Genomic DNA, 18,247 nt, shown 5'->3' with positions numbered 1-18,247 from the left:
CATGCGCAGCAAGTCGGGTGTGCCAGGGGAGTCGATCGCCATCATCGGGATGGCCTGCCGGTTCCCGGGGGCGAAGGACGTCGAGGCCTATTGGCACAACCTCGTCGCGGGGGTGAGCTCCATCCAGCCCCTGCCGCGCGAGCGCTGGGTGACGAAGCCGACGAGCCAGGGCCAGTGGAGCGGGCTCGTGGAGCACGTGGACTCGTTCGACGCCGCCGCCTTCGGCATCTCGCCCGCCGAGGCCGACAACATGGACCCCCAGCAGCGCCTGGTGCTGGAGGAGGCCTGGCACTGCTTCGAGGACGCGGCGGTGCCGCTGGACCGGCTGCGCGAGAAGAAGACGGGCGTCTTCATCGGCACCATGAGCAGCGACTATCTCCAGGAGCTGGGGATGGCCGGCGTCACGGCGAGCCGCTACGCGTCCACGGGCGGGTTCGCGTGCATCGTGGCGAACCGGGTCTCGTACGTGTTCGGCTTCCGGGGGCCCAGCATGGCCGTGGAGGCGGCCTGCACCTCGTCGCTCGTGGCGCTGCACGAAGCGAAGGAAGCGCTGCTGCGCGGTGAATGCGATTACGCGCTCGTGGGCGGCGCCAGCCTCAACCTGCACCCGTGGAAGTTCGATGCCTTCGAACAGCTCCGGCTGTTCAGCCCGGAGGGCAAGAGCAAGACCTACGACGTGGACGCGGACGGCTACGCGCCGGGAGAGGGCATCGGGCTGGTGCTGCTCCAGCGGCTGAGCGACGCTCGGGCCGAGCACAACCGGGTCCTCGCGCTCGTGCGCGGCACGGCGGTGAACCACAACGGACACGGCCGCGGCCTCACCGCGCCCAGCATGCCGGCCCTGCGCGACGTGACGCTGGCCGCCAGCGAGGACGCGGGCTTCGGCCTGGATACCGTGAGCTACATGGAGTCCCACGGGACGGGCACGTCGCTGGGAGACCCCATCGAGTTCGAGGGGCTCACGCAGGCGTTCCGCAAGCACACGCAGGCGCGCAACTTCTGCCAGTTGGGGTCGGTGAAGCCGAACGTCGGCCACCTGGAGCCCGCGTCCGGCGTGGCGAGCCTCATCAAGATCCTCCTGATGCTGAGGCATCGGTGGATCGCGCCCAGCATCGACGTGAAGACGGTGAACCCGCTGGTGGACTTCGACGCCAGCCCGTTCCAGTTCGCGCGGGCCTCGGTGCCTTGGAAGAGCATCCGGGAGGACGTGCCGTTGCGAGCGGGCATGACCTGCTTCGGCTTCGGCGGTGTGAACGCGCAGGTGCTGGTGGAGGCCGCGCCGCCGGACACCGCGCAGCGTGAGCCGGTCGGGCAGGGCCCGCAGGCCTTCACGTTGTCGGCGAACTCCGCGGCCAGCCTCTCGAACCTGGTGGAGGCGTGGAGCGCGTTCGCTTCGGGGAAGGACTTCGACGGGCTGCGGCTGGAGGACGTGTGCGGGACGCTCGCGCGGGGGCGGCAGTCGCTGCCGTACCGGCTGGGCGTCGTCGTGGAGGAGCGGGACGGCGTGCGCCGCTTCCTGGCGCAGGCACCCCAGGCGGAGCGCCATGGCCCGCGGTCGTGGGAGCTGCGGGTGGGGTCCGGCGTGGGAGGGCAGGGGGCGGCTTCGCGGCTGGTGTCAGGCGGCGCGCTGAGGCGGTGGATTGAGGAGACGAAGCAGGCGGAGGCGCTGGCGACGCCGGAGGGTGGCTTCGTGGCGGCGCATGCCTATGTCGCCGGGCTGCTGGCCACGGGCTTCGTGCCCGAGCGCATCACGGGCCATGGCGATGGCGTGTGGCCGGCCCTGGTCGTCAGCGGGGTCATGCGGCTGACGGACGCGCTGCGGGTGCTGCGCGGAGAGTTGTCGCCGGGCGAGGTGGAGCTGTCGCGGCCATCGGTGCCCTTCGTGGATCCCGTGAGCGGCGGCGTGTGGATGCGGTACGCGCTGGACGCGGAGTACCTGCGCGACCTGGTGGCGCGGGCCCATGGCGTGGTGGATACGCTCGTGCCGTGGGTGGAGAGCGCGCGGCTGCTCATCCGCAAGCAGCACTCCTTCCGCAAGCTCGCGGCCGAGTGGGCTCCCGCGCTGGGTGGGCTGCACGCGGGGCTGACCTCGCTGCTGGATGGAACCCATCCGCTGCGGGATGTCGAGGACCGGCACCAGCGGCTGCTGTTCGCATTCGTGAGTGCGGTGCTGCTGCGGTCGCTCCAGCAGAAGTGGGAGCTGGACACCGCGCTGGAGCGGCTGGATCCGATCCTGCGCGAGCTGTTGGAACTGGTGTCCGGCGAGGTGATTCCCCGCAGGGAGTTGGTGGAACTGCTCGCGGTGGAGCAGCCGGACTTCGAGCGCATCGCGAAGCTGGCGCACGCGCGTCAGCGCCGTCTGCGGCCGGGTGCCGTGTGCCCGCTGCTGGAGGGGCGCAGCGGACGGCTGCACGAAGCGGGGGACTTCGCGCAGTGGCTGGGTCGCGCGCAGGCGCTCCCGCAGGCGCCGGATGCCGGGGAGGACTTCGCGTGCCTCGCGCTGGGTGAGACGGCCCTGCCGCGTCCGGCGGAGCTGATCGTGCAGACCGCGCAGGCTCGCACCCTGGATGACAGCTTCTGGGACACGGCGTTGAAGCTGTGGCTCCGGGGCGTGGACGTGCGCTGGGACGAGCTCTATCCGGATGGCGCCTACGCGAAGGTCGCCCTCCCGCTGTACCCGTTCGTGCGTCGTCGCCACTGGATTGAAGACTCGCCGCTGCGCGCCGAGCGCGAGGGCCGGGTGTCCGTGACCACTGCCGCTCCGAAGTCTCCTGTCCCCACGCAGGTGGAGGTTCCCTCCGTGTCGAAGTCCTCGCCTCCGCCTGCTCCGCAGGCCGCACCCGTCGCGCCGTCGCTTCCGGCGGCTCCTAGCGCCCCGGCGATCGACGCACGGGCCTTCACCCGGAAGGTCCAGGCGGAGCTGTTGGCCGCGGGCACGGAGATCCTCCGCGTCGATGCAGGAGCGCTTGGGGCCCACGACAGCCTGGGGGACGTGGGCTTCGACTCGCTGGGGCTCAAGGACTTCGCCGCCCGCATCGAGCGTCAGTTCAAGGTGGACTTCAACCCGTCCCTGTTCTTCTCGCACCCGACCATCGCGAGCATCGCGGAGCACCTCTGGGAGCAGTACGGCGAGGAACTCGCGAAGGCTCAGGCGCCCGCGAACGCCGCATCTGCCGGAGCACCGGCCTCTGCCGGAACGCCAGCGTCTGGCGCAGCCACTACGTCCGCCGGAGCGCCAGCGTTTGGCGCTGCGCCCGCGTCTGGCGTAGCCACCACATCTGCCGGAGCGCCCGCGTCTGGCGTAGCCGCCGCGTCTGCCGGAGCGCCTACGTCTGGTGCAGCACCGATGTCTGCTGGGGCACTGCCGTCTGCCGCAGTACCTGCGCTGGGGGGCGTTCTCGCGTCTGCCTCAGCACCCGCGTCTGCCGCAGCACCTGCGCCTTCGCTTCACGCGGCGCCCCAGGTTTCGGCGAGGGTCGCGACGGAGGCTCCGCGTGCGACGGCCGTGGCCCCTGAACCCCTTGGCGTCCAGCGAGCCGATGGCACGGAGCGGGGCGTGGCGATCATCGGGATGTCCGGCGTGTTCCCCGGCGCCCGCGACGTGGACGAGCTCTGGCGCCGCCTGCGCGCGGGGGATCACCTCATCTCCGAGGCGCCCACGAACCGGTGGGACTGGAGGGCGTGGGGCGAGGAGGACGGCGCCTACCTGCGCTGGGGCGGCTTCGCTCCAGGTTTCGACTGCTTCGACGCGTCGTTCTTCGGTGCCTCCCCGCGCGAAGCGGAGCTGATGGATCCGCAGCAGCGCATGCTGTTGCAGAGCACCTGGAAGGCGCTGGAGGACGCGGGGCTGCCGCCCTCGAAGCTGTCGGGGCGCAACGTCGGCGTCTTCATGGGCGTGTGGTCGCAGGACTACCACCACCGCCTGTCGCATCACGGCCTCCTGCACGCGCAGGTGGAGACCGGCAACGCCCTGACGATGCTGGCCAATCGCATCTCCTACTTCTTCAACTTCCGGGGCCCCAGCGAGGTCCACAACGCCGCCTGCGCGAGCAGCGTCGTCGCGCTCCACCGCGCGGTGCAGTCGCTGCGGTCCGGTGAGTGCGACATCGCCATCGCGGGCGGCGTCAACGTGCTGGCCCTGCCGGAGGTGACGCAGAACCTCGCCCAGGTGGGCATCCTCTCCCGCGACGGGCGCTGCAAGACCTTCGACGCGTCGGCGAACGGCTACGTGCGCGGCGAGGGCTCGGTGGTGGTGGTGCTCAAGCGGCTGGAGCAGGCGGAAGCGGACGCGGACCCCATCCACGCGGTCGTCCGAGGCTCCCGGCAGAACCACGGCGGCCGGGCCAACTCGCTGACCGCGCCGAACCCGAAGGCCCAGGCGGAGCTCATCATTGGGTCGCTGGACGAAGCCGGCTTCGAGCCCGAGACCGTCACGTACATGGAAGCGCACGGCACGGGCACGGAGCTGGGTGACCCCGTGGAGGTGGAGGGCCTGAAGACCGCCTTCACCCAGCTCGCGAAGCGGCGCGGCCGGGCACTGAAGCAGGCGAACTACTGCGGCATCGGGTCCATCAAGACGAACGTCGGGCACCTGGAGTCGGCTGCGGGCCTCGCGGGCGTGGTGAAGGTGCTGATGGCCATGCGCCACGGCGAGCTGCCGGCGAGCCTCCACGTCCAGAAGCTCAACCCGCTGGTCCGGTTGGAGGGCAGCCCCTTCTACATCGTCCACAAGACGCAGCCCTGGAAGCGCCTGACGGACGCCGAGGGGCGCACGATTCCCCGGCGCGCGGGCGTGAGTTCCTTCGGCTTCGGTGGCGCCAACGCCCACGTGGCCCTCGAGGAGTACGTGGCGGCCCGGCCCCAGGACGTCACGTCGTCCGGCCCCTGGCTGTTCCCGCTTTCCGCCCGGAGCGCGGACCGGCTGAAGGATCAGGCCGCGCAGTTGATCCGGTTCATTGAAGAGCGCCAGGGCATTGCTCCGGCAGGTACCGGCACGCGGGGAAGCGCGGAGGACATCGTGCTGACCGCCGCGTCCGCGGTGCTCGGGATTCCGGTGGACGAACTGCGCCGCGAGGAGGACTGGGGCGCGAGGGCGCTCGGGCCCGCGGGGGTTGCGGAGCTGCTGGGCCGGGTGAACGAGTCCTGCGACGTGGAGCTGTCCTCGTCGGTGCTGAGTGGAAGCCTGTCGCTGAAGCCGCTGGTCCAGGCGTTGGAGGCGCGGGGTGTGGGCCGTGCGGCGGCACCGGCGGCGCAGGGGCCGGTGGAAGAGCTTCCGCTCGCGGACGTCGCCTACACGTTGCAGGTCGGCCGCGAGGAGATGGAGGAGCGGCTGGCCATCGTGGCGGGGAGCACGACGGAGCTGCTCCAGAAGCTGCATGCGTTCCTGTCGGGGCGTCAGGACGGCGACACGTTCGTGGGCAGTGCGAAGGGCGCGGGCCGCCGCAACACGCTCCTGAGCGACGACGAGGACGCGCAGGTGATGCTGCGAAGCTGGGCGCGCAAGGGGAAGCTGCCCCGGCTCGCGGAGCTGTGGGTCGGAGGGGCAGGCATCGACTGGGCGGTCCTCCCGCAGGGTGAAGGCTGCCGCCGCATGCCGCTGCCGACGTACCCGTTCGCGCAGGACCGCTACTGGCTGGACGCGCCGAAGACGGCCCGGACCTACCTCCCGTCGCCGATGGCTCAAGCCAGTCTGACTCCGGAACCCGCGGCATCGCGATCCGGACAAGCGGCACCCCAGGCGTTTGACCACGCGTCGAGCCACGGCCCCACGTCCGCGTTCGCGCCAGCGGTGGTGGCATCACCTCCAGCGTTCGCGCCCGTGACACCTCCCTCGGCGTTCACGCCAGCGGGTATGGCCTCCGCGCCAGGATTCGCGCATGGAACGGTGGGTGAGCGTGCGATGGGGCAGGGTCCCTCGCCGATGTCCGCATTCGCGCCCGCCGCGGCCGAGGCTCCTCGAACGGCGCCGGTCCCCTCCTACGGTCATTCCGGTGCGCAGGCGCCTGCAAGCGCGGCGTCGACTCGGCCCGTGGCGCCGCAGCCTCCGGTGGACCTGGGCCGGGCGGTCGAGGGTGAAATCGTGCGCCTCGTCGCGGAGATCCTCGGGATGCCGGAGGACCGCATCGACCGCGAGCAACAGTTCGCGGAGTACGGGATCAACTCCATCATGGGCATCGGTCTGGTCAACAGCCTCAACCGGACCCTGGGCCTGTCCCTGCGCACGACGACCCTCTTCGACTACCCGAACGTCTTCCGCCTCCGGGACTTCCTCCTGAAGACCCACGGCGGCGCCGTGGAGAAGGCCTTCGCCGCGAAGGCCCCGCCGCCGCAAGCAGCACCGCCCGAGGTCCAGCTCGCGGACCGCCAGGTCTTAGAGGCCCACATCCCGACGCCCGAGCCCTCACCCGTGGCGTCATCGGACATCGCCGTCATCGGACTCGCCGGGCGCTTCCCGGGAGCCCCGAACGCGCGTGCCTTCTGGAAGCTGCTGGAGTCCGGCCGCAGCGCCATCACCGAGGTCCCCGCGAGCCGCTGGGACTGGACCCGGCACTACGATCCGGATCCGATGAAGCGCGACAAGACCCACTGCAAGTGGGGCGGCTTCCTCACCGACATCGATCGCTTCGACGCGCGCTTCTTCGGCATCACCGGCCGCGAAGCCGAGCTGGCCGAGCCCCAGCAGCGCGTGTTCCTGGAGGAGTGCTGGAGCGCGCTTGAAGACGCCGGCTACGCCACCGACGAGGCGTCGAAGCTGCGCGTGGGCGTCTTCGCCGGAGTGAACGCGGGCGACTACACCCTCAACCTCCAGCAGGCCGGAGTGCAGACCGAAGCGCAGGCGCTGGCGGGCAACGACTGCTCCGTCATCCCCGCGCGGCTGTCCTACTTCCTCAACCTGAAGGGCCCGAGCATCTCGCTCGACACGGCCTGCTCCTCCTCGCTCACGGCGGTCCACCTCGCCTGCCGGAGCCTGCTCGCGGGCGACTGTGAGATGGCGGTGGCGGGCGGCGTGTTCATCGCCGTGACGCCGTCGTTCTACATCAAGACCAGCAACGCCGGCATGCTGTCCCCGCGCGGCCAGTGCCGCACGTTCGACGACGGCGCGGACGGCTTCGTCCCCGGAGAGGCCGCGGCGGCGGTCGTCCTCAAGCCGTTGGCGGCGGCCCTGCGCGACCGAGATCACATCTACGGCGTCATCAAGGGCACGGGCGTCAACCAGGACGGCAAGACGAACGGCCTGACCGCGCCCAGCGCCCTGTCACAGGAGGAACTGGAGCGCTCCGTCTACGAACGGGCCGGCGTGCACCCGGAAACCATCAGCTACGTGGAAGCGCACGGCACGGGCACCCGGCTGGGCGACCCCATCGAAGTGCAGGCCCTCACGAACGCCTTCCGGGCGTCGACGGACCGCACGCGCTTCTGCGGTCTGGGTTCGGTGAAGACCAACGTGGGCCACACGGCCGCGGCGGCCGGCGTCACCGGGCTGATCAAGCTGCTCCTGTCCCTGGAGCACAACCTGCTGCCGCCAAGCCTGGGACTGGAGCGCGAGAACGAGCACATCGACTTCCAGTCGAGCCCCTTCTACGTCGTCCGCCAGCTCCAGCCGTGGCCGCGCCAGGAAGGCCGTCCGCGCAGGGCGGCGCTCAGCTCGTTCGGGTTCAGCGGCACCAATGCCCACCTCGTGCTGGAGGAGGCGCCCGCTGTCGCCCACGCCACGGGAGAGGTGCCGGACTCCCATGTCCTCATCGCGCTGTCCGGGCGGACGGAAGAAGCCCTCCTGCGCCGGATGCGGGACCTGGACGGATGGCTGGAGGCGGAGGGCACGACCGTCTCGCTGGAGGACGTCAGCCATACGTTGCTCCTGGGCCGCCGCCACTTCGCGGTGCGAGCCGCCTTCGTCGTCCGCGATGTCGCCGAGCTGCGCGAGCAACTGCGTGAAGCCCTCCGGCAGTCGGCGGGTGCGCGGGGGACATGGTTCGCGGAGGTGGCCAACGTCACGTCGCGTCCGCCGGTGGACGCGGCGTCGGACGAGGCGCGCTGGCGGGAGGCACGCGCCTCCGGAACGCGCTTCGTGGAACAGCTCCACATGCTCGCCACGGGCTGGTTGAAGGGCGAGTCCGTGGAGGGCACGCGCCTGTTCGCGGGCCGTGCGCGCCGGCGCGTGTCGCTGCCGACGTATCCCTTCGCCCGGACGCGCCACTGGATTGGTGAGCCCGCGCGAGACGCGCACCTGCTGCTCGGAGCGGTGGAGGCGGGAGGCACCCTGGACACGGGGCTCGTCTTCACGCGGCGCCTGCCCGAGGAGGCCTGGGTGGTGGCGGAGCACCGGGTGCGGGGACACGCCATCCTCCCCGGCGTCGCGTACCTGGAGATGGCGCACGAAGCGGCGCGCCAGGCGCTCGGGCCCGGGCAGTACACGCTGCGTCGCGTGGTGTGGCTCCAGAAGCTCGCGGTGGAAGGCGCGGGGCGCGACGTCCGCTTGACGCTGCGCCGGGGCGAATCCGGCCGGCTGGACTTCCTGGTGCAGAGCCAGGGGACCGAAGGCGATGGCTGGACGACCCACGCGCAGGGAGAGATCCACACGGGCTCGCAGCCCGAGGCGAGCGCACGCGTGTCGTTGGAGGAGCTGCGCGCGCGGTGTGAGCGGAGGCTCGATGCGCCGGAGCTGTACCAGCGCTACGAGGGAATTGGCCTGCGTTACGGCGAGAGCTTCCGGAGCGTGAAGGAGGTCCGCTGTGGCGCGACGGAAGCCCTGTCGCATCTCGCGGTGAACGGGAAGCAGCGGGAGGAGTGGAACCAGTGGGGTCTGCCGCCCGGCATGCTGGACGGCGCGATGCAGAGCGTCCTCGGAGTGGTGGAGCAGGCACCCGGGACCACGGTGATGCCCTTCGCGGTGGAGGAGGTCGTGCTCCGCCGGGCCGTCCCGGCCGAGGCCTTCGCCGCCATCAAGCAGCTAGGTCGCTTGCGCTACGACGTCGCGATCCTCGATGCGAAGGGAGAGGTCTGCGTCGAGCTGAACGAGGTGACGCTGAGGGAGTGGCGCGACACGAAGCCGCAGGCCGCAGCGAAGCCCGAGTCCTCCGCGAAGGCCGAAGCGCTCCTGTACGCGCCCAGGTGGGAACCCGCGCCTGCACCGGTGCGAGCCCGTGAATGGAACGCCTCGACGCAAGGCGCGCGAGTGGTGCTGGTGGGCCACGAAGGCAGCGCCGAGCTGGAAGAGGCACTGGCGCAGGCGCACGCGGCGGACGGTGTGGTGCGGGTGCGGCTGTCGGAGCGGACGCATCGCCACGGTCCAGGCCAGTGGGAATGGAACCGGCGCGACGAGGCCGGAGCGCAGCAGTGGCTGCAAGAGGCCGGAGGCCTGACGCGGCTGTACTTCCTGGGAGGCGTCACGGCCCGCGTGGAAGACGAAGCGGCGCTGGAAGCCAGCCAGGAGCGGGGCGTGGTGGCCCTCTTCAGTCTGGTGAAGGCGCTGAGCGCGCATGGTTGGGCCCTCAAGCCGTTGGAGTTGAGGGTGGTGACGGTGGGCGCGCACCGGGTGGTGGAGGGCGAAAGCCCGCGTCCGTGGGGCGCGAGCGTGCAGGGCTTCGCGAAGGCAGTGGCGAACGAATACCCGGCGCTGCGTGTCAGCTACGTGGACGTGGGGACAGAGGACGTCGCGCGCGGCCAGTGGGTGGACGGAGTGGTGGGGGAGGAAGGGGACGGGAAGGGAGCGGACGTAGCGCTGAGGCAGGGACGCCGGTACGTGCGGCGGCTGCTGCCAGTGAAGCGGTTGCAGCAGGGACGGGTGCCACTGAGACAGCGCGGCGTGTACCTGCTGGTGGGCGGAGGCGGCGGCATCGGGCTGGCGGTGGGCGAGTGGCTGGCGAGGAAGTACGCGGCACGGCTGGTCATCGTCGGAAGGCGCGCAGCCGAGGGCGACCTCGCGCGGAAGCTGAAGGGACTGGAGGCCGCCGGAGCCGAGGTGGAGTACGTGCGGGCGGACGTGACGAAGCCGGGCGAAGCGGCTCGGGTCGTCGCACAGGCGAAGCAGCGCTTCGGCACCGTCCACGGCGTCTTCCATCTCGCCGTGGTGATCCAGGACCAGCTCCTGGAGCGCATGACGGAAGGCATGCTGCGCACGGTGCTGGACTCGAAGGTGAAGGCGAGCGTGGCGGTGCACGCGGCGCTGGAGGGAGAGCCGCTGGAGTGCGCGGTCTTCTTCTCCTCGGGCCAGTCCTTCTGGGGCAACGTGGGCGCGTCGAACTACTCGGCGGGCTGCACGTTCCAGGACGCGTACGCGGCGTGGCTTCGCGAGGTGAGGAACGTGCCCGCGTTCGCGCTGAACTGGGGCTCGTGGGGAAGCCTGGGCCTCGTGGCCGACGAGGGGCTGCGCAGGCGGCTGGAGAACCAGGGCATCCTGCCCATGGATGCCCACGAGGGCATGGAGGGCATGGAGGCGGTGCTCGCGGGCGCGGCGCCGCAGATGATGATCTTCAAGGGCACGCGCCCGCTGCTGGAGCGGCTGGGCGTGGACTTCAGCCGGAGCGTGGAGGTGTACGCACCGGCGCCTCCAGGCCTCGAAGCCCGCGCGCTCCAGGAGGCGCCGGTCTGGGAGCAGCAGGCCGGTGGCCGGCTGCCCGGCGTCGAGGACGCCTATGCCCAGGTGGAGGCCTGGGGCCGCGCGATGTTGCTCGGCGTGCTGAAGCGTCTGGGCGCCGTGGTCCACGCGGGCGAGGAGTGGGACGCCCAGGCGCGGGCGCGGCAGGTGGGCGTGGTGGAGGACCACGCGCGCCTCTGGCAGGCGATGCTGGGCGTGCTGGAGCGCGGCGGCTACGTGGAGCGCCGGGGCTCCTTCATCCGCGTCACGCCCCGCGCGGAAACGTCACCGGATGCGCGCGAGCTGGAGGCCTGGCGTGGGCACCTGCTCGCCACGCATCCGGAGTTCCGGCCGCACCTGGACCTCATGTGGGCGACGCTGTCCCGAGCCCATGAAGTGCTGCGCGGCGAGCTGCTGCCGACGGAGGTGCTGTTCCCGGACTCCTCCAGCGCGCTCGTGGAGGCCTATTACCGGGGCCATCCGCTCGCGGACTACTTCAACCGCCTGGTGGCCATCATCTGCCGCTGGTTCGTGGAGGAGCGCCGCCGCTCCGGAAGCCAGGAGCCCGTCCGCATCCTGGAGGTGGGCGCCGGCACGGGGAGCACCACGGCGTTCGTGCTGGAAGCGCTCAAGGGCGTCGGCGCGGTGGAGTTCGTCTTCACCGACGTGGGCCTGGGCTTCGTCAACGCGGCCCGCAAGCAGTTCGGCGCCGCGTATCCCTTCGCCACCTTCCAGGTGCTCGACGTGGAGAAGCGCCCGGAGGCCCAGGGCCTGGTGCCGGGCTCCTTCGACCTCGTGATGGGGACCAACGTGCTCCACGCGACGAAGAACATCCGCAGGACGCTGGAGCAGGTGAAGGTGCTGATGAAGCACCACGGCTGGCTCGCCATCAGCGAGCTCACGGATGTCCCCGAGTACACGACGCTGACGTTCGGCTTCCTCAAGGGCTGGTGGCTCTTCGAGGACGTCGCGGACCGGCTCCCCGACGCGCCCCTGCTGAGCATTCCCGGCTGGAGCACGGCGCTCCAGGACACGGGCTTCCGGCCGCTCGTGGCCTGCGGTCAGCCCGGCGGGCTGGGGCATGGCCTTGCCCAGCACGTCATGATTGGCGTCAGCGACGGATGCGTGGGCGCGCCCGCCATGGTGTCCGCGCAGCCGCCGGCGACCGTTGTGATGCCCGCACCCGCGAAGCCTCCTGCGCCTCCGGCTCCCGCGCCGAAGCCTCCAGCCCCCGCGCCGCGCGTGACGGGCTCCAGCCAGGAGCAGCGCCGGCAGGTGGAGCGGGAGATCATCCAGGTGGCCGCGGTGGTGCTGCGCATCCCGGAGCATGAGCTGCTTCCGGAGCTGCCCTTCGCGGAGCTGGGCGTGGACTCCATCCTCGCGGTGGACCTGTCGGACAAGCTCAACCGGGCCCTGTCCGTCGCGCTGCGCAGCACGGACCTGTTCAACTACGGCTCCGTCCGGCAGCTCGCCCGGCACATCCTGGAGCTGCGCGCGAGCGTGCCCTCGAAGCCCGTCGCGGGTGGCGAGGACGAAATGCTCTCGATGCTCGCGGCGCTCGAATCGGGCGACGTGTCCATCGACGAGGTCGATGATTTCCTGGAGCGCAGACATGGATAGGGAAGCCCTCCGTCGCAGGGACATCCTGGAGAAGGTGGCGCGCAGGGAGCTGTCGCGCGAGGAGGCGATGCGCCTGCTCAAGGAGACTGCTCCCAGCCCCAGGCCTGTCGCCCCGGTTGCGGCGAACAGCGCGGCCGGTTCGCGAGACATCGCCATCATCGGCATGTCGGGCCAGTTCCCCGGCGCGCCGGACGTCGAGCGGTTCTGGGAGAACCTGCTGGAGGGCCGTGACTCGGTCACGTCCATCCCGAAGGACCGCTGGGACGGAGATGCCTTCTACGACCCGGATCCGCGCGTGCCCGGCCGCAGCACCTGCAACCGGGGCGGCTTCCTGTCGGACGTGGACCGGTTCGACCGGGAGTTCTTCGGCATCTCTCCGCGCGAAGCGCAGCTCATGGATCCGCAGCAGCGGCTGTTCCTCCAGGAGGCGTGGCGGGCGCTGGAGGACGCGGGCTACTCGGACACGGCGCTGGCGGAGCGCTCGTGCGGCGTCTACGTCGGCTTTGGCTGGAGTGACTACCGGCTGGCGATGGCCGAGCGCGACATGGTGCCGGAGGGCTACGCCCTGGGCGGCATCTCCGGCGCCATCCTCGCGGCCCGCATCGCGTACTTCCTGAACCTGCGCGGGCCCGCCCTCACGGTGGACACGGCCTGCTCCGCGTCGCTGGTGGCCATCCACCTGGCCTGCGAGAGCCTCTGGAGCGGCACGGTCCGCATGGCGCTGGCGGCGGGTGTGTCCCTCTTCATGACGCCGGACGTGCACGTGCTGGCGTCGAAGATGGGGATGCTCTCCACGGACGGGCGCTGCAAGACCTTCGATGACGAGGCCAACGGCTTCGTCCCCGCGGAGGGCGTGGGCGTCGTCGTGCTCAAGCCGCTGGAGGACGCGCTGGCGGACGGCGACAGCATCCACGCGGTCATCAAGGCCACGGGCATCAACCAGGACGGGAAGACCAACGGCATCACCGCGCCCAGCGCACCCTCGCAGCTCGCGCTGGAGACGGGCGTCTACACGCGCTTCGGAATCGACCCGGGGACGCTTGGCTACGTGGAGGCGCACGGCACGGGGACGAAGCTGGGAGACCCCATCGAGATCCAGGCGCTCAGCGGCGCGTTCGCGCGGTTCACGGACCGCAAGCAGTTCTGCGCCATCGGCGCGGTGAAGACGAACATCGGTCACTCCATCGCGGCGGCGGGGGTGGCGGGGGTGATCAAGACGGCGCTGTGCCTGAAGCACCGCCGCATCCCGCGCTCGCTGCACTTCCACAAGCCGAACCGGCACATCGACTTCGCGCAGACGCCGTTCTACGTCCCCACGGAGACGCGAGACTGGCCCGCGGAGGCAGGCCGGCCCCGGCGCGCGGCGATCAGCTCGTTCGGCTTCAGCGGGACCAACGCGCACCTGGTGCTGGAGGAGGCCCCGGCGCGCAAGGACGGCCGCCCCTGGCCCGTCCATCTGGCCCTCTTCTCCGCGAAGACGGAGTCCGGCCTGCGCCGGGTGCTGGAGCGCTTCCTGGCGTGGTTGCCGGAGGGGTTGTCGGAGCGCTCGCTCGAGGACGTCACGTACACGTTGCAGGTGGGGCGCACCCACTTCCCGGTCCGCTGCGCCCTGGTCGCGCGCGATGCCGCCGAACTGAAGGCCCAGCTCCAGGCCGTGCTCCGGGGCGAGGCGGTGGAGGGAGCGGGCTCGGCCAACCTGGAGTCGAATCCGGTGCCGTGGGATGCCGCGAGGCAGTCACGCGGAGAGGCGCTGCTCGCGGAGACGGCGGCGCTGGCGCCGGACGCGGAGGCCGCCTGCCGCAACGGGCTCCTGGCGCTGAAGGACCTGTACCTCCAGGGCTATGCGCTGCCCTGGGAGACGCTCCACCACGGCGGGGGACGCCGCCGTGTGTCCCTGCCCACGTACCCGTTCGAAGGCGAACGTTACGGCCTGCCCGGACCACATCCGTCACCGGGGACGGGGAGTGTCTTGGCTGCTCCCACTGCCCCGGTCGGCCCCATTGCCAGCGCAGGGAGCCCTGTGGGGCCTGCGCTCGCCGCGAAGGACTCACCGGCGTCCACAGCTCCGGGGGATGATTCAACGGAACGTCTACGGAAGGACCTGGCGCGGCTCGCGGCGGAGGTCCTCAAGCTGGAGCCGCGTGAGCTGGACCTGCGCAAGCCGCTGAGCGTCTACGGCTTCGACTCCATCCTGTTCACGGAGCTGGTGGGCACCCTGAAGCGGGTCTACGGCGTCGAACTCGACGCGACCGTCTTCTTCGAGCACCCGACGCTGCTGTCGTTCGCGGATCATCTTCACGGCCTGTTGCCGGAGTCCGTTCTGCGCGGCGACACGGCCTCCTCGCGTCAGGCGGACAGCACCCCCGTTGCTGTGGCCACTCATGGTGTTGCCGCAACAGCCGTGGCCGAGACACCTGCGGAAGTGGTGACGGATGAGCCCATTGCCATCGTCGGGATGGCGGGCCGGTTCCCCCAATCTCCGGAGGTGGACGCATTCTGGGAACACCTCCTCGCGGGCGACGACCTGGTGACGGAGGTCCCCTCCGAGCGCTGGGACTGGCGCGCGTACTTCGGCGACCCGGCGAAGGAGCCCGGCAAGACGCGCGTGAAGTGGGGCGGCTTCATCGACGACGTGGACCGGTTCGACGCCCTGTTCTTCGGCATCTCCCCCAAGGAAGCCGAGGTCATGGATCCGCAGCAGCGTCTCTTCCTGGAGACCGCCTGGAAGGCCATCGAGGACTCCGGCCACCGCACCGCGGAGCTGTGGGGCTCCAGGACCGGCGTCTTCGTGGGCATGGCCGCGACGGACTACCCGAGCGTGCTCGCGCGCCAGGGCTCTCCCATCGTGCCGCAGTCAGTGACGGGCTCGTCGCGCTCCATCCTGCCCAACCGCCTGTCATACCTGCTGAACCTGCGAGGGCCGAGCGAAGCGGTGGACACGGCCTGCTCCAGCGCCCTCGTCGCGCTGCACCGCGCGGTGCAGGCCCTGCGGCGCGGTGAATGCGATCAGGCCCTGGTGGGCGGCGTCCACGTGATGCTCGACCCGGACCTGTTCGTCATCGCGGACAAGGGCGGGCTGCTCAGCCCGGATGGCCGTTCCAAGACCTTCGACGCGAGCGCCAACGGCTACGTGCGTGGAGAGGGCGTCGCGGTGGTGGTGCTCAAGCCGCTGCGGAAGGCGCAGAAGGACGGGGACACCATCCACGGCCTCATCCGTGGCGTCGCCATCAACCACGGCGGCCGTTCAACGTCCCTGACCGCGCCGAACCCCGTCGCCCAGGCGGAGGCCATGGTCGAGGCCTATTCCGAAGCGCGGATCGACCCCGCCACCATCACCTACGTCGAAGCGATGGGCACGGGGACGGCGCTGGGAGACCCCATCGAGCTCAACGCGCTGAAGAAGGCATTCACGGAGCTGTACCGGCGCTGGGACCATCCGCCCGCGAGCCAGCCGCACTGCGGGCTCGGCTCGGTGAAGACGAACATCGGCCACCTGGAGCCCGCCTCGGGCATGGCCAGCTTGGTCAAGGTGCTGCTCTCCCTCCGCCACGGCGTGCTCCCGGCCACCCTCCACGTGCGCGACGTGAACCCGCGCATCCAACTGGAAGGCAGCCCCTTCTACCTGAACCGGGAGGCCCGTCCCTGGCCGCGCTTGAGCGACGCGAAGGGGAACGTCGTGCCCCGGCGCGCGGGGGTGAACTCGTTCGGCTACGGCGGCGTGAACGCGCACGTCGTCCTGGAGGAGTACCTGCCGCCGCCCCAGCGTGAACCCGCGCGACGGAGCGAACCCGGAGTGCTCGTCCTCTCCGCGAGGGATCAGGAGCGGCTGCGGGCCTACGCGACGCTGCTGCGGGATGCGCTGGGCCACTCAGCAGCGCCGCGAGCCGGTGCATCCTCCGAAGGTTTGAGGGAGGACGTGGCGGCGCTGTGCGCGGAGCTGCTGGGCGTGGACGCGGCGGAGGTCCTCGCGGACGACTCCATCCTCGGCGCGCTGCTCCAGCGCAACGTCATCGGAAGGCTGGTGGAGCGCATCGAGGAGAAGTGGGACGTCTCCCTGCTGCCCTCGGAGTTCGTGGGCGTGGAGGGACTGGGGGCGCTCATCGAACGCATCACCCGGAAGCGTCCGCAGACCGTGCCCGCGTCCATTCCCGAAGGACCGACCCCGGATGCCTTCGCGTCGGTGCTCTACACGCTCCAGGTGGGAAGGGATGCCCACGACGAGCGGCTGGCGCTCGTCGTGTCGAACGCCAGCGAGGCCCGCGAAGGACTGGACGCCTATCTGCGCGGACAGGCATTGCCGGGCCGGCTGTACCAGGGCCACCGCAAGCGAAGCGCCGAGGCACTGAAGGCCCTGGGCGCGAAGGCGGAAGCCCCGGCGCTGGAAGACCACCTGAAGCACCACCACGCCGCACCCCTGGCGGAGGCCTGGGCCCTGGGCGCCGAAGTGGACTGGTCCCACTGGTACGCGGAGGCCCCGCCACGAAGGGTGCCCCTGCCGACCTATCCCTTCGCCCGCACCCGCTACTGGGCGGAAGCAGGAACCCCGCCCGCCGCGCCGGAAACGCGCTTCACCCACAAGCTGTCGGGAGAAGAGTTCTTCGTGCGCGACCACATCATCCAGGGCCAGCGGTTGCTGCCGGGCGCGATGACGCTGGAGCTGGCGCGAGCAGCGGCCGTGAAGCTGCTGGGCGCCGCGACCGTGAGAGGACTGCGTCAGGTGAGCTGGCGCAGGCCGGTGGTGGTCGATGCCCCACGAGAGATTTCACTGCGGTTCGGCGGCGGAGACGACGGTCTGGACTTCGAAGTCACCATGGACGGGGAGGGCGCGCGCGAGCACGCACGAGGCCGGTTGCTCCTCGGCGCGCAGCGTCCGGCCCCCGCGCCCATCGACGTCGCCTCGGTGCTGCGCAGGTGCCCTGATCGGAAGTCTGGCTCCACCTGGTACGAAACCCTCCGCCAGTCCGGCTCCGGCTACGGCCCCAGCCTGCGAGTCATCGAAGAGCTCGCGTCCGGTGAGCACGAGTCCATCGCGCGGCTGCGCCTGCCCGATTCGCTGCGGGAACACCGCCAGGACTTCGTGTTGCATCCGGCGCTGGTGGATGGCGCGTTCCAGTCGCTCGCGGGCCTGCTCCGGCCTGGAGCGTTCGTCTATGTGCCCGTGGCGCTGGAGGAGCTGGAGCTGTTCGGCCCGCTGCCTCCCGACTGCTATGTCCGCGCCGAGGAGGTGGCGACACCACCCGCCGATGGCCTCCGGGCCTTCCACCTTCAGGTCCTCGACCTGGAAGGCCGTCACGTCGCGCGGCTGCATGGTCTGTCCGTCAAGCCGCTGGAGCGAGGCCTCGCGCGGCCCGCGGCGCCGTTCTACTGCGAGCGGCGATGGGAGCTGTCGCACGCGCAGACTCCCGAGGCCGTCGCGGACGCGGGAGGCCCGCTGCTCGTCTTCGGTCCGGATGCGGCTTCGGTGGACCGGGTGAGGACGCACCTGGATGCGCTGGGAGTCGCCGGCACGGAGGTCCTCTTCGTGCGGCCCGGCGAGCGATTCGAGCGCATCGGGCGGGACGTCTTCACGGTGGCCCCTGGACGTGAAGAAGACTTCGACCGGCTGCTGGACGCGCTGGGCGAAGGACGGCTCCCGGGGCGGCTCCTGCACCTGTGGTCCGAGCCCTCCGTGGGCACGGACGCGGAGGACCTGGAGCAGCAGTTGCTGCTCGGCTTCTACTCGGTGGCCTCGCTCTGCAAGGCCCTGGCGAGCCGCAAGCCGAAGCAGCGGATCCAGCTCCTGCACGCCCACGCCTCCGGGCGGGACGGCAGCGAACCGCTCCACGCGGCCGTCGCGGGGCTGCTGCGCACCGCGAGGATGGAGAGTCCGGCCCTGGCGCTCCGGAGCGTGGAGCTCGCGGACACCGAGCGTCCGTCGCTGACCGCCGCGCGGAGCCTGGCGGTGCTCCTGCGGGAGCTGGGCAGCGTGGATGGGCAGGACGTGGAGATCCAGTACCGGGAAGGGCGTCGTTACGTGAGCAGCCTGGGCGTGCTGCGGGAGAAGCGCTGAGC

The 18,247-nt window shown here is 71.0% G+C and carries 2 protein-coding genes; both read left to right on the top strand.

Annotated elements, in window-relative coordinates; all coding sequences use genetic code 11:
• Nucleotide 1 precedes the first annotated feature (1 nt).
• Nucleotides 2-12,196 (top strand): SDR family NAD(P)-dependent oxidoreductase, encoded by a 12,195-nt coding sequence (locus JYK02_RS35325; RefSeq protein ID WP_207057362.1) that lies wholly within the window; start codon nt 2-4, stop codon nt 12,194-12,196.
• Entirely contained in the window at nt 12,189-18,245 is a 6,057-nt protein-coding gene (locus JYK02_RS35320; protein ID WP_207057361.1) for a beta-ketoacyl synthase N-terminal-like domain-containing protein, read from the top strand. Before JYK02_RS35325 ends, JYK02_RS35320 begins: the two co-directional genes overlap by 8 nt.
• Nucleotides 18,246-18,247 lie beyond the last annotated feature (2 nt).

It is taken from the genome of Corallococcus macrosporus (assembly GCF_017302985.1).
GTDB classification, from domain to species: domain Bacteria; phylum Myxococcota; class Myxococcia; order Myxococcales; family Myxococcaceae; genus Corallococcus; species Corallococcus macrosporus_A.
The sequence above is the reverse complement of the archived record's forward strand: the minus strand, read 5'-3'. Positions and strand labels throughout refer to the sequence as shown.

Bases quoted from the DNA above. Each gene is read 5' to 3' on its own strand.
- JYK02_RS35325 (WP_207057362.1), top strand. From the start codon at position 2: ATGCGCAGCAAGTCGGGTGTGCCAGGGGAGTCGATCGCCATCATCGGG.
- JYK02_RS35320 (WP_207057361.1), top strand. From the start codon at position 12,189: ATGGATAGGGAAGCCCTCCGTCGCAGGGACATCCTGGAGAAGGTGGCG.